The organism is Mycetocola sp. Y791 (genome assembly GCF_059445325.1).
Genome location: NZ_JCAIUC010000003.1, coordinates 648,919 through 662,375 on the forward strand (window position 1 = coordinate 648,919; position 13,457 = coordinate 662,375).

At 64.6% G+C, this 13,457-nt stretch carries 10 protein-coding genes; 4 read left to right on the forward strand and 6 right to left on the reverse strand.

What is annotated here, in order from left to right; genetic code table 11:
- Positions 1-3: 3 nt before the first annotated feature.
- Genes valS through AC1C2N_RS12140 form a run of 3 tightly spaced genes read left to right on the forward strand, consistent with a single transcriptional unit; the run spans position 4 to position 3,340 of the window.
- On the forward strand, positions 4-2,601 hold the full coding sequence (gene valS / locus AC1C2N_RS12130) for a valine--tRNA ligase (RefSeq protein WP_495434126.1): 2,598 nt from the start codon (positions 4-6) through the stop codon (positions 2,599-2,601).
- 10 nt (positions 2,602-2,611) lie between these two features.
- Positions 2,612-3,064 carry a GNAT family N-acetyltransferase gene (locus AC1C2N_RS12135; RefSeq protein WP_483404359.1) on the forward strand — a complete coding sequence of 151 codons (453 nt, stop codon included), beginning with the start codon at positions 2,612-2,614 and terminating at the stop codon, positions 3,062-3,064.
- Positions 3,065-3,070: 6 nt separating this feature from the next.
- Positions 3,071-3,340, forward strand: coding sequence for a hypothetical protein (locus AC1C2N_RS12140; RefSeq protein ID WP_108391254.1), 270 nt, complete (start codon positions 3,071-3,073; stop codon positions 3,338-3,340).
- 238 nt (positions 3,341-3,578) lie between these two features.
- Here AC1C2N_RS12140 and AC1C2N_RS12145 read toward each other — a convergent pair whose 3' ends face one another.
- The 4 genes from AC1C2N_RS12145 to AC1C2N_RS12160 form a co-directional block, all read right to left on the reverse strand.
- A complete protein-coding gene (locus tag AC1C2N_RS12145; RefSeq protein ID WP_495434127.1) occupies positions 3,579-5,282 on the reverse strand; it encodes a DUF222 domain-containing protein in 1,704 nt (567 codons plus the stop codon).
- Positions 5,283-5,769: 487 nt separating this feature from the next.
- On the reverse strand, positions 5,770-6,366 hold the full coding sequence (locus AC1C2N_RS12150) for an isochorismatase family protein (RefSeq protein ID WP_495434128.1): 597 nt from the start codon (positions 6,364-6,366) through the stop codon (positions 5,770-5,772).
- Between the two features lie 122 nt (positions 6,367-6,488).
- Positions 6,489-8,162 carry a DHA2 family efflux MFS transporter permease subunit gene (locus AC1C2N_RS12155; RefSeq protein ID WP_495434129.1) on the reverse strand — a complete coding sequence of 558 codons (1,674 nt, stop codon included), beginning with the start codon at positions 8,160-8,162 and terminating at the stop codon, positions 6,489-6,491.
- An 81-nt stretch (positions 8,163-8,243) separates the two neighbouring features.
- A complete protein-coding gene (locus AC1C2N_RS12160) occupies positions 8,244-9,050 on the reverse strand; it encodes a class I SAM-dependent methyltransferase (RefSeq protein WP_483404364.1) in 807 nt (268 codons plus the stop codon).
- A 63-nt stretch (positions 9,051-9,113) separates the two neighbouring features.
- Between AC1C2N_RS12160 and AC1C2N_RS12165 the strand changes: the two genes are divergently transcribed.
- Complete coding sequence (locus tag AC1C2N_RS12165) at positions 9,114-11,159, forward strand: M3 family metallopeptidase (protein WP_495434130.1); 2,046 nt, start codon at positions 9,114-9,116, stop codon at positions 11,157-11,159.
- A gap of 171 nt (positions 11,160-11,330) precedes the next feature.
- Here AC1C2N_RS12165 and clpX read toward each other — a convergent pair whose 3' ends face one another.
- Complete coding sequence (gene clpX / locus AC1C2N_RS12170) at positions 11,331-12,608, reverse strand: ATP-dependent Clp protease ATP-binding subunit ClpX (protein ID WP_108391259.1); 1,278 nt, start codon at positions 12,606-12,608, stop codon at positions 11,331-11,333.
- A gap of 163 nt (positions 12,609-12,771) precedes the next feature.
- Positions 12,772-13,455 (reverse strand): ATP-dependent Clp protease proteolytic subunit, encoded by a 684-nt coding sequence (locus AC1C2N_RS12175; RefSeq protein WP_108391260.1) that lies wholly within the window; start codon positions 13,453-13,455, stop codon positions 12,772-12,774.
- Between the last annotated feature and the right edge of the window lie 2 nt (positions 13,456-13,457).

The following is a 13,457-nucleotide window of genomic DNA, read 5'->3' on the forward strand; positions in this document are numbered from 1 at the left end:
CCCATGACCTCGCACGTTCCAGACAAGCCCGCACTCGAGGGCCTCGAAGCGAAATGGGGTCCGGAGTGGGAGTCCCGCGGCACCTACAGCTTCAACCGTTCAGCCGCCCTCGACGGTGGCCGCGAGTGCGTGTACTCGATCGACACACCCCCACCGACGGCATCCGGTTCACTGCACATCGGGCACGTGTTCAGCTACACCCACACCGACGTCGTTGCGCGGTTCCAGCGCATGCGCGGCAAGCAGGTCTTCTACCCGATGGGCTGGGACGACAACGGTCTCCCCACCGAGCGCCGCGTGCAGAACTACTACGGTGTCCGCTGTGACCCGACGCTCCCCTACGACCCTGACTTCGTGCCGCCGTTCGAGGGTGGCGACAACAAGAGCTCCAAGGCCGCCGACCAGAAGCCGATCTCGCGACGCAACTTCATTGAGCTGTGCGAGACGCTGACGATCGAGGACGAGAAGCAGTTCGAGGCCCTCTGGCGCACGCTCGGCCTTTCGGTGGACTGGACCCAGTCGTACCGCACGATCGGCGCGGACTCGATCCGTTCCAGCCAGCTTGCGTTTGTGCGCAACGTTGCGCGCGGCGAGGCCTACCAGGCGATGGCGCCCACCCTGTGGGATGTCACCTTCCGTACCGCGGTCGCCCAGGCCGAGCTCGAGGACAAAGAGCAGCCGGCGGCCTACCACCGCCTCGCCTTCGCCAAGCCCGACGGCGGAACGATCGAGATCGAGACCACGAGGCCCGAGCTGCTTCCTGCGTGTGTCGCCCTCGTCGCGCACCCCGATGACGAGCGCTACCAGCAGTACTTCGGAACGACGGTGAAGACGCCGTTGTTCGGCGTCGACGTCCCCGTGCTCGCGCACCACCTTGCCGAGCCGGACAAGGGTGCAGGTATCGCGATGATCTGTACGTTCGGTGACGTCACCGACGTGGTCTGGTGGCGTGAACTCGACCTGCCGAACCGCACCATCATGGGTCGCGACGGTCGCATCATCAGCGAAGCACCGGATGTCATCACGAGCGAAGAAGGACAGGCCGCGTACCGCGAACTGGCCGGCAAGACAGTCTTCAGCGCCAAGCAGGCCGTTGTTGCCCTGCTCAAGGAGTCTGGTGAACTCATCGGAGACCCGAAGCCGATCACGCACCAGGTGAAGTTCTTCGAGAAGGGCGACAAGCCGCTCGAGATCGTCTCCACCCGTCAGTGGTACATCAAGAACGGTGCCCGCGATGAGGAGCTTCGTGCCCGCCTGATCGAACTCGGCAACGAGCTCGAGTGGCACCCCGACTTCATGCGCGTGCGCTACGAGAACTGGGTCGGTGGACTCACCGGCGACTGGCTGATTTCGCGCCAGCGCTTCTTCGGTGTTTCCATCCCGATCTGGTACCCGCTGGACGCCGACGGCAACCCGGTCTACGACTCCCCGATCGTTGCATCGGAAGAGTCGCTACCCGTCGACCCGTCGAGCGACACCGCCCCCGGCTACAACGAATCACAGCGCAATGCTCCCGGTGGCTTCATCGGCGAGCTCGACGTGATGGACACCTGGGCGACCTCCTCGCTCACCCCGCAACTCGCCGGTGGCTGGGAGCGTGACCCGGAGCTCTGGAACCTCGTCTTCCCGTATTCGGTGCGCCCGCAGGGCCAGGACATCATTCGGACCTGGTTGTTCTCGACCATGCTCCGTTCGGTTCTTGAGTACGGCGAAAAGCCCTGGGAGCACGCAGCCCTGTCCGGCTGGATCCTCGACCCCGACCGCAAGAAGATGTCGAAGTCGAAGGGCAACGTCGTGACGCCCGCCGACATTCTGGAGAAGCACGGTTCGGATGCTGTGCGGTACTGGGCAGCATCATCTCGCCTCGGTACGGATGCCGGCTTCGACCCGCAGAACCCGACCCAGATCAAAATCGGTCGTCGTCTCGCGATCAAGGTGCTCAATGCGTCCAAGTTCATCCTGAGTTTCGAATCAGCGGCCGATGCGGCCGTGACCGAGCCTCTGGACCTGAGCATGCTCGCGACTCTGCGTACGGTTGTCGCTGACGCGACCACGGCGTTCGAGTCCTACGACCACGCCCGTGCGCTTGAGACCGCCGAGTCGTTCTTCTGGACGTTCTGCGACGACTACCTCGAGCTGGTCAAGGAGCGTGCGTACGACGCTGAGCACCCGGGCCAGGCCTCTGCTGTGGCGGCGCTCCGTGAAGCACTGAGCGGTTTGCTTCGTCTGTTCGCCCCGTTCATCCCGTTTGCCGTCGATGAGGCATGGTCCTGGTGGAATGAGGGCTCGGTGCACTCCGCTTCCTGGCCGACCGCCGATGAGCTGACAGCGACCGGTGAGCCTGAACTGCTGGCGCTTGCGGGACAGGCGCTCACGAGCATCCGTCGTGCCAAAACGGACGCCAAGGCCTCGCAGAAGGCAACGTTGAACGAGGCCACCATCACCGGCACACCGGACCAGATAGGCCTTTTGGCTGGTGCGGAAGGCGACCTTAAAGCGGTAGGACGTATCGTTAGACTCACATTCACCCCGGCCGACGAGTTGTCGGTAACCGGGGTGGAGTTTGCCCCGGTCGACGCCCCGACGTCGAACCACAGTTAGAGGAGACACAATGACGATCGAAATCCGTCCGGTCCGCGACCGCGACTTCTTTGACTGGCTGCCACTGTTTGCAAGCTATGGCGAGTTTTATGGCACCCAGGTGCCTGACGAGAAGGCCCTCCTTGTCTGGAGCTGGATCTCGGAGAAAGTGCACGGCGTTTCTGCCCTCGTGGCGCAGGATGACGACGGCAAGCTTGTTGGCCTTGCCCACTACCGGCCGTTCCCGAGGCCGCTCGAGGGTGGAACCGGCATCTTTATCGATGACCTGTTCGTCGCTCCCGAGTCGCGCGGCAACGGCATTGGGACGGCGCTGCTCGACCGGGTCACTGAGATCGCCCGTTCTGAGCGCGCCGGTATCGTGCGGTGGACAACAGCTCCCGACAACGACGCGGCTCAGAGCCTCGGCGGCAAGGTTGCGAACCGCACCGACTGGATCACCTACGACCGCAACGTCAACGGCTAGAGCGTCATGCAACTCGGGACACGCTGGTCGATCGGTGATACCCCGCCCGCGGGGCTTCCCGAGGTGATTGTCGCTGCGGTCAGGACGGTTGAGGATGAGCTGCGTGCGGAGGATGTCACCACCACCGGGTGGCGATGGACCCTGACCTGGCTTGAGCGAAAGCCGGTTGTCGAACTCGATGATGGAACGGTGATCACGTACAACTCGACAACCGATTCAGCAACGATTCGGCAGTATGACGAGCCGACCCTCGACGACGACGAGGACGACGCCTAGGGCGCAACCCGGCTCAAGTTCATCCATCGCCTGAGCCCGGCGCTGGCCGCACGGTCAGTGGTTGCTACGCGGTCCTGGTCTGTCGGGCCGACGGGAAGGCTGAGTTCTCCCCCGGCCCCCGACTACGCGGTCCTGGTCTGTTGGGCCGACGGGAAGGCTGAGTTCTCCCCCGGCCCCCGACTACGCGGTCCTGGTCTGTTGGGCCGACGGGAAGGCTGAGTTCTCCCCCGGCCCCCGACTACGCGGTCCTGGTCTGCCGGGCTGGCGGGTGGGCGGAGTTCTCCCCTGGCGCCTGGCCGCCCGGTCTGCCCGACCGGTCACCGCCGCCATCGGCACTGCCTGCACGAGCACCGTTGTTCCCGGCGGCTGCGGCTCGTGCGGCGGCGTCCGCGGCGTCGGTCGCGGCCTTGATCCCGGCCAGGCGGAGGCGTTCCTTCTCCAACGGTGACTTCGATGGCATCCGGATCGGGATCCGTTCCCCGTTCTCCCCCGGTGGTGGGATCAGGTAATACTCACCCTCGATCCGGACCACCCGATAGCCAAACGTATGCACCAACGTGTGGTGATACGGACACAACAGGATCCCGTCCGCGAGATCAGTGCAGCCTTCGTGGGCGGCCCATTCGTTGATGTGGTGCGCCTCCGTCATCGACGGTGGACACTCACACCCCTCGATCCGACAGCCACCGTCACGAACCGCCATCGCCACCCGCTGCTTCCGGGTGTGCAAGCGTTGTTCCCGGCCCACGTCGAGAATCGTGCCGGAGGTGTCCATCAGGATCGGGGAGATCCCGGAGATACAGATCTGCTTCTCGATCACACTGCCCGGCACCGCGTCTTTACTGTCTTCGAGATACCCGGTACCGACCAGGTGCTCCGCACCCTCACTGTCGGTGGCACGGTTGTCAAGGTTCTCCTCGGTCATCACCACCCGGATTCCGGGTTGGCGGGACCCGTACGTTGTGGTCGGGTCGGCCTGCACCCCGGTCCGCATCGCACCCATCAGAATGTCATACACGATCTGGTCGTTACTGCGCTCATCCACCCGGAGCTTTTCGGCCCGTTCCGCTTCGACCGGGTCCACCATCCGCGGGCCACCCCGCCGTGGCCGCAACGCCGCCCCGACGATGGACTCCACCCAGGCGGCGCCTTCCTCATCGAAGGCCACATACGCTGTTTTCGTGCCGTCCTCGTTACGGCCGAACCGCCACTTCCGGTTCGCGTAACGCTCATCCCACCGCAACTGCACCCCGGCCGGATCAATCCGATCCCGCACATGCCGCGCCCGCACACCCAACTCGTCAGCGTTCACACCGGCAGCGTCCGCGATGATCTCCACCGCCGCGGCCCGCAGCATCTCCACATCCACCCGGTCGTTCGGTTGCCCGAGTCCGCGCATGATGATCGTTACCGCCTCGGACCGGATCACACCCTCCCGCGCTGCTCGCGAGATCGGTTCATGCCACGGCACCACCGGCACCGGACGCAACACCGACACCGCAGTGCGGTCTGTGTCCGTGTCAGGGTCGGCGTCGGGATCGACCAGCAGGTTCCCGTCCACATCAATCAGAGGGTCGTCAGCACCATCGCCACCCGACCCGCCAGCCCTATCAGAACCACCGGCACCCGGTCCGAACCCGGTCGGGTGGGTGGCAGCATCCGCCTCACCCATCGCCTCACCGAGCCGCACCTGCCGGAACGCCTCCGACTTCGTCGACCCGGTCAACCGCTGCACCAGGTTCACCGCCGTGCGATCCCCGGTCGACTGAGCCCACCCCGAGTAACCCAGGTCACGCGCCGATCGCTTCGCCGCAACACCAGCCCCCGCAGCGATCACCGCATCAAGCTCCGACTTCGCCCGCGCCGCGTTGCGGAGCAATTCCTCCAGTTCGGCGTTCGCCGCCCGCTCCAACACCATCGACAACGGCAGACCAGTGTCCACGGCGGAACCTGCAGGTGTTGCCCCCGTGCCCGCGCCCGTACTCGGGCTCGTACCAGCGGCCCCAACATCCGCACCAGCACCACGCCCAGTGCTCAACGGCTCCGGCTCCGGCTCCGGCTCCACCGGCACGAATCGCGGCCGCTTAAACGACGAACCGGCACCATCGAACTTGGTGATGCCGGTCGAAACCGCTGCAGGCGAAGACACTGCAGACGAAGAGCCTCCCCTGCCCGAAACCTGCAGGCCCGATACCGGTTCAGGGCCCGACGCAGGCTCCGGCCCCGCGGCATCCCCCGCCACACGACCAATAGCCTCGATGGCGTCCTCATACCGAGCGATCTGGTCGCACACCCGAAGGGCGACCTCTCGAATCTGCTCGGACACCTTTGCCATACTTCATGATACCAAGACATTCGATATTAGAGAAGACTTTTCTCCACGTTTTTCGTAGATATCTTCGAGTGCGTATCTGAAGCTACGCCGAGCCTCACCGCGCTGCAGATGCAGTCAGGTGCTCGGCGGGATGCACCAGTTGTTCCGTCGTGACTATCGAGGCGAATTCGCGACTACCGAGGATGCTCGCAGTCCGGCTGATGAGGTCATCAGCGGAGACGCCCGCGTAACCGGGCCCCGGCTCGATGTCGCTGGACGTGGTGGCGTCGGTCACAAACTCCACCTCGAAGCCCAGGTCGCTTGCCACGCGTGCCGTGGTCTCGCAGCACTGTTCAGTTCTGATCCCGCAGATGACCACCCTGCGAACGTCGTGTCGCACCAACTGCTGATGCAGGTTCGTCGTCGTGAACGCGTTGACCGAGGTCTTGGTCACGCGTAATTCGCTGTCGAGCGGATCGAGTTCCGCCACGACCCGCACGAACCCAAGCTCAGGATCAAACACGCCACCGGTCCCGGGCTCGGCATGGGTTACCCATACAACGAGCTGACCGGCGGAGCGTGCGTGCGCCACAAGCCGGGCGATGTTGTCGAACACGAATGGGTTTGCCATCCTTGCCCAGTCATCCGGCCGTTGGCGAAAAGACTCCTGAGCGTCGATGACGAGCAGTGCGGTGGGGGCTTCTCGATTCATGGACCCATCCTGCGTGCCCGGAGTGCCACCGCGAAACCGCTCAGCGGTCAACATATGACGGATTCCGGACAGGTCCAGTTGTCAACGCGCTCACTACGCAGACCGCGCGGTGTGCCAGACGGTCAGTTCGACTCACCCGTCTGAGTGGTCTCCGTGCCGCTGGCCCTGGCTGCAGCAGCCCCGTCGTCGGAGACGTCCCCAGCGGAGCCTGCTGCCGGCCTGATCCGCAGGCTCGTGATCAGCCCGACCACCAGAGCACCCGCGGCGATCCAGCCGGCGAGTGACGCACCGTCCGTCATCGCCGCACGCGCGGCATCCGCAATGAACGCCGTCTGCTCATTTGCAGCCAGCGAAGCGATACTTCCGCCTGAGCTCGCATTCACCGAGTCAACGAGAGACTGGAGCATCGGGTTACCCGCAACGGCATCCGCCACCCGATTCTCCGTACCCGTCTTGAGCGTCGTAAAGAACGCGGTGCCCAGCACGGCGATCCCGAGCGCAGACCCGGTCTGCCGTGCGGTGCTCTGCGTGGCGGATCCCTGGCCGCTCTTCGCCACGGGAACATCGGCCAGCACCACACTGGTCAGTTGAGCCGTCGCAAGCCCGACGCCCATCCCATAAACCAGGAGGATCGGGGAGGTCAGCCAGGCCGTGCTGTCCGGTCGGATCAGGAGCGCAAGCACGGCGATCGCAAGGATCTCGAGGCCAAGCCCGATTCGCACCACAACAATCGGTGAGAGACGCTTCGACAACCCCGCGACCGCACCGCTCGCGAGGAAAGACCCCGCCGCAAGGGGCACGAGAGCAAGTCCGGCCTCAAACGCCGTGTACCCCAGCACGTTCTGGAACCAGAGGGGCAGCGAAAGGATGAGCCCGAATTCACCGAAACTGACGATCAGCGCGGTCACATTGCCGTTGGCGAATGACGGGATGCTGAACAGCGAGAGATCGAGGATGACTCCCTTTCCTGCGTTGGTCCTGGCGCGCTCCCAGAGCACGAAGGCGGTCAGGGCGGTCACGGCGAGCAGGAACGCGAATGGCACCGGCGAGATATCACCGACGGCGAATGGCGCATCGTCCGTGGCCGTCCACCAGCCATAGTTGCGCCCCTCGATCAGACCGAAGACGAGCGCACCGAAACCGAGAATGGAGAGCAGCGCGCCCCCGATGTCGAGCCGCTGCAGCGCCCCGGTCACCGCCTCGGATGACTCGGCCACGAAGAGGATCAATCCAGCGATGATCAACGCACCAACGGGCACGTTGATGCCGAACGCCCAGCGCCAGCTCGCGTTCTCGGTGAGCCAGCCGCCCAGCAGCGGACCGATGGCGGCCATTCCACCGATGGTCGACCCCCAGACTGCGAAGGCGATACCGCGCTCCCTGCCCTGGAAGTTGGCGTTGAGCAGCGCAAGCGTCGTTGGCAGGATCATCGATCCGCCGAGCCCCTGCAGGGCGCGCCCGGCGATGAGCACAGCCCCGTTGTCTGCGAGGGCACAGAGCACACTGGCCGCAACGAAGATCACGACACCGATCAGCATGATCCGACGTCGCCCGACCCGGTCTGCAATGCGGCCCCAGGTCAGGAGCAGCGCGGCGAACAGCAGCGTGTAGATCTCCTGCACCCACTGGATCTCCGTACTGGAAATACCGAGGTCATCGACGATCGACGGGATCGCGACCGAGACAATTGTCGCGTCCATGATGATGATGGCGACGCCGAGGCTGATGGCAAGCAAGCCCCACCAGCGGTACCGCACGTAGCGGTCGGCAGTCGACCCCGTCGATTTCTGACTCATGGATAACCCCTTCGGCACAGGGGGCCACCCTAGACCCGCCGGCTCAAAGCGCAGAGGGCTGGCGCCCCGGGCATCCCCCTGCTACTTCCGCGCGAGTATCTCACCGTGAGGCATCGCGTACCAGCCGCGATCGTCGGCAACCCATTCTCTCCATGCGGCCGAGATCTGCTCGAGCTCGGCTTCGGTTGCAGCACCGGTTTCGATCGACTGCGCGGCGAAGCTCGACTCGACCGCACGATCCGCCCATGCACTCCCCCACCAATCGCGGTCGGCATCCGTCGAGAAGCACCAGATCGACGCGGTGCTCTCCACCTCGGTGAAACCGGCCTCCATCGCCCACGCCTTGAGTGAACGTCCGGCGTTCGGCTCTCCCGCGTTCGACCTGGCCAGTGCCTGATACACCCGCATCCAGGTATCGAGACCGGGCAGAAGCGGATACCAGGATGCCGCTCCATAGACAACGTCGCGGGCGGCGACGATGCCGCCGGGCTTCACAACCCGACGCATCTCGCGCAGCACGGCAACCGGGTCCCCAACGTGCTGCAGCACCTGGTGTGCGTGAACAATATCGAAGCTGTCGTCGGGGAAATCCAGGGAGTATGCGTCACCGACCACGAAGTCGACGTTCATCACGCCGCTGTCCCGAGCGAGCGTTGAGGCCTGGATACACACGTCAGCGGATGCATCCATACCGATAACGGATCCTGGAGTGATCCTCTCGGCGATATCGAGGGTGATCGTGCCGGGTCCGCTCCCGACGTCGAGCACCCTGACCCCGGGGACGAGGTAAGGCACAAGATATGAAGCGGAGTTGTCAACGGTGCGCCAGCTGTGCGTGCGGAGCACGCTTTCGTGGTGCCCCAGCGTGTAGCGCTCGGAAATTGCCATAGCCCAAGCCTATGACCGGTTCACGGGCGTCCTCGCCCACATGACGGGCCCTAGGGTTGGTTCATGTCTGACTCGAACAATCCGTTCCTCGCCCCGAGCACTCTCCCGTACCAATTGCCGCCGTTCGCGGATATCAGGGACGAGCATTTCCTGCCGGCGTTCGAAGCCGGCATGGCCGAGCAGCTCGCTGAGATCGACGCGATTGTGACAGAAACGGATGCTCCGACGTTCGAGAACACAATGCTTCCGCTGGAACGATCCGGCCAGACCCTCGCCCGCGTCAGCAACGTCTTCTTCAACAAGAGTTCGGCGGATTCCAGCGCTGAGACGACCGCGCTCGAAGAGTACATGGCTCCCCGGCTCGCCGCACACTCGGACGCGATCCGCCTGAACGCCGGGCTCTATGGCAGGATCAGCGCCTTGTATGCCAGCATCCATGATCTCGGCCTGGACGACGAGTCCCGCTACCTCCTCGAGCGATATCACACGGAGTTCACCCTGGCAGGGGCTGCCCTGAGCGACGCCGACAAGGAGCGTCTCCGAGCGCTCAACACCACTCTGTCGACTCTCACCACCAGGTTCGAGAAGAACCTTCTCGCCGACACCAACGAACTCGCCGTTGTCATCACCGACGTTGCCGAACTCGACGGCCTCAGTGACGGGCAGATCTCCGCAGCGGCTGAAGCAGCCCGTGAACGCGGCTTGACGGACGGCTACCTGCTCACGCTCGTCCTGCCGACGGGTCACCCGGCCCTGGCGAGCCTTACCCGCCGTGACGTTCGAGAGCGCATCATGCGCGCCTCCAGGGCCCGCGGCATCAGGGGTGGCGATCATGACAACCGGTCACTGGTGCTCGACATCACGCGGCTGCGCGCCGAACGCGCGGCACTCCTTGGCTTCGACTCACACGCCGCATTCGTCACCGCGGACGAGACGGCGAAAACGCCGGAGAACGTCGCCTCCCTGCTGGAGTCACTCGCTCCCGCCGCCGCGCGGAACGCACGGGCTGAACAGGCCGACCTTGAGGCGCTCATCCGCTCCGATGGCGACTCACACCCTGTCGAGAGCTGGGACTGGGCGTTCTACACCGAGCGCGTGCGCGCCGACCGGTTCTCCATCGATACCGCCGCTCTCCGCCACTACTTCGAGGCGGATCGCGTGCTCATTCACGGCATCTTCTTCGCGGCCGAAAAGCTCTACGGGGTGCGGTTCACCGAACGTCACGATCTCGTCGCCTACCACCCCGACGTCAGGATCTTCGAGGTGACCGACGAAGACGGCACCGCCGTCGGCCTGTACCTCCTCGACCTCTACACCAGGGATTCCAAGCGAGGCGGCGCCTGGATGAACCCGCTCATCTCGCAGAACACTCTCCTCGGCTCACCGACGGTCGTCGTCAACAACCTCAACGTCCCCAAACCCGCCGCCGGCGAACCCACGTTCCTGAGCCTCGACGAGGTGACCACGTTCTTCCACGAGTTCGGTCACGCACTCCACGGCCTTTTCGCGACGGTGACCTATCCCAGGTTCGCAGGCACCAACGTCTTCCGCGACTTCGTCGAGTTCCCGAGTCAGGTCAACGAGATGTGGATGCTCTGGCCCGAGGTGCTGGAGAACTATGCGTGCCACGCCGAAACCGGCGAGCGGATGCCATCAGCGCTCGTTTCGCAGCTCACCGAGGCTGCAGCTTTCAACGAAGGGTTCCTCACAAGTGAATACCTCGCTGCCGCGATGCTCGACCAGGCCTGGCACCGCATCGCCGCGACCGACAGTATTGCCGATGTCGCGGTCTTCGAGGAGGGCGCGCTCGAGGCGGCCGGGCTCGACAACCCGGCGGTACCACCCCGATACTCAAGTACCCACTTCGCGCACACGTTCTCGGGCGGCTATGACGCCGGCTATTACTCCTACATCTGGAGCGAAGTCCTCGACGCGGATGCCGTCGGCTGGTTCACCGAGAACGGAGGGCTCACCCGCGCCAACGGTGATCACTTCCGCAGCACGCTGCTCGGCGTCGGCGGTCGCATGGATCCGCTGGCGGCGTACCGCGCATTCCGCGGTCGCGACGCCGCGATAGAGCCGCTGCTCGTCCGGCGCGCTCTGGCCTGAGCTCGCTCGCGCCAGGGCGCCGGCCTGAGGTCACCCGGGCGGGGCGGCACCCGCCGACCGGGCTCGCCGGATTGCCAAAACCGGCTCCCCCAACCCGGTCTCGGCGGGGTTAGCGAGCCGCTTGTGGCATACGGATGTTGCGGTTGACGCTCGCGAGAACGCCGACGAGGATCAGGCCGACTTCTCCTGGCGACGCTGCTTGTGAGGCACAATCGTCGGCGCCGCGTTCTCGAGAACGGACTCGCGAGTGATGATCACCCGCGCCACCTCCTCGGTGGACGGAACCTCGAACATGACGGGGCCGAGCACCTCTTCGAGAATCGCTCGGAGCCCTCTGGCACCGGTCTTGCGCAGCACGGCGAGGTCAGCGATTGCCTCGAGGGCGCTTCGCTCGAACTCGAGCTCGACGCCATCGATCTCGAACATGCGCTGGTACTGCCGAACGAGAGCGTTCTTGGGCACGGTCAGAATCTGCATCAGCGCGTCCTGATCGAGCGGCGTGACTGTCGTGACGACCGGCAGACGGCCGATGAACTCGGGAATGAGCCCGAACTTGTGCAGGTCTTCCGGGAGAACCTCGCTGAACAGGTTCATGTCGTCGCCCTTGGAGTGCAGGGGGGCGCCGAAACCGATGCCCTTCTTCCCTGCTCGTGACGAGATGATCTCCTCGAGTCCGGCGAACGCTCCAGCGACGATGAACAACACGTTCGTGGTGTCGATCTGGATGAACTCCTGGTGCGGGTGCTTGCGGCCGCCCTGCGGCGGAACCGAAGCGACGGTACCCTCGAGGATCTTCAGAAGGGCCTGCTGAACGCCCTCGCCCGATACGTCGCGGGTGATCGACGGGTTCTCGGCCTTGCGGGCGATCTTGTCGACCTCATCGATGTAGATGATGCCGGTCTCGGCGCGCTTGACGTCGTAGTCGGCGGCCTGGATGAGCTTCAGGAGGATGTTCTCGACATCTTCACCGACGTAGCCGGCCTCGGTCAGCGCTGTGGCATCGGCGACGGCGAACGGCACGTTGAGCCGCTTCGCCAGGGTCTGCGCGAGGTAAGTCTTGCCACAGCCGGTCGGGCCGATGAGCAGGATGTTGCTCTTCGCGATCTCGATGTCGTCGTTGATCGAGTCGGCGCTGGTGAGCGTGGACCGAGCCCGTGTGCGCTTGTAGTGGTTGTACACCGCGACACTCAGCGCCTTCTTGGCCGGCTCCTGCCCGATGACGTACTCCTCGAGGAAGTTGAAGATCTCGCGGGGCTTCGGCAGTTCGAACTCCGTCGCCGCGACCTCGCCTGCCTCCGCGAGACGCTCTTCGATGATCTCGTTGCAGAGCTCGACACACTCGTCGCAGATGTAGACGCCTGGCCCAGCAATGAGCTGCTGTACCTGCTTCTGGCTCTTGCCACAGAAGGAGCACTTGAGCAGGTCGGCGCTCTCACCGATTCGTGCCATCAGCTTTTCTCCTCTTCTGGCTATCCGGTACTCGAGCCTAACCCGAACATATGACATCGGGGTGTATCCGGCGCGCGGTGGGTCACAATCGTGACTCCCCGCAGACCGAAGAAGGTGGGATCCAATGGTGTTCCATGGATCCCACCTTCGTGGTTGATCGGTGTTACGCGCCCTTGACGAGAGCCGGCAGGCTCTTGCGGCTCGTGAGCACCTGGTCGATGAGACCGTACTCGAGCGCCTCGGCGGCCGAGAGGATCTTGTCGCGGTCGATGTCCTTGTTGACCTGCTCGACCGAGCGGTTCGAGAGCTGCGACAGCGTCTCCTCGAGCCAGACCCGCATGCGGAGGATCTCCGCGGCCTGGATCTCGATGTCGGATGCCTGCCCCTGGCCCGCCTGGCCGACAGCCGGCTGGTGGATGAGGATGCGGGCGTTCGGCAGCGCGAGTCGCTTGCCCGGCGTACCGGCAGCGGTGAGCACGGCGGCAGCTGACGCGGCCTGGCCGAGCACGACAGTCTGCACGTGCGGGCGGATGTACTGCATGGTGTCGTAGATCGCCGTCATCGCGGTGAAGGAACCACCGGGTGAGTTGATGTACATGACGATGTCGCGGTCAGGGTCCATGCTCTCGAGCACGAGCAGCTGGGCCATGACGTCATCCGCCGATGCGTCGTCGATCTGGACGCCGAGGAAGATGATGCGATCCTCGAAGAGCTTCGCATACGGGTCCTGGCGCTTGTAGCCGTATGCCGTGCGCTCCTCGAAGCTGGGGAGGATGTAGCGCGAGTTCGGCATCGCTGCCGCCTGCTGCGGAAGATTGCCCGCTGCGCGGAATGTAGGGGTGTCCATAG

Excerpts from the sequence above, each read along its gene's own strand:
- AC1C2N_RS12135 (WP_483404359.1), top strand. The coding sequence starts at position 2,612 with ATGACGATCGAAATCCGTCCGGTCCGCGACCGCGACTTCTTTGACTGG.
- AC1C2N_RS12175 (WP_108391260.1), bottom strand. The coding sequence starts at position 13,455 with ATGGACACCCCTACATTCCGCGCAGCGGGCAATCTTCCGCAGCAGGCG.
- AC1C2N_RS12165 (WP_495434130.1), top strand. The coding sequence starts at position 9,114 with ATGTCTGACTCGAACAATCCGTTCCTCGCCCCGAGCACTCTCCCGTAC.
- clpX (WP_108391259.1), bottom strand. The coding sequence starts at position 12,608 with ATGGCACGAATCGGTGAGAGCGCCGACCTGCTCAAGTGCTCCTTCTGT.
- AC1C2N_RS12160 (WP_483404364.1), bottom strand. The coding sequence starts at position 9,050 with ATGGCAATTTCCGAGCGCTACACGCTGGGGCACCACGAAAGCGTGCTC.
- AC1C2N_RS12150 (WP_495434128.1), bottom strand. The coding sequence starts at position 6,366 with ATGAATCGAGAAGCCCCCACCGCACTGCTCGTCATCGACGCTCAGGAG.
- AC1C2N_RS12140 (WP_108391254.1), top strand. The coding sequence starts at position 3,071 with ATGCAACTCGGGACACGCTGGTCGATCGGTGATACCCCGCCCGCGGGG.
- AC1C2N_RS12155 (WP_495434129.1), bottom strand. The coding sequence starts at position 8,162 with ATGAGTCAGAAATCGACGGGGTCGACTGCCGACCGCTACGTGCGGTAC.
- valS (WP_495434126.1), top strand. The coding sequence starts at position 4 with ATGACCTCGCACGTTCCAGACAAGCCCGCACTCGAGGGCCTCGAAGCG.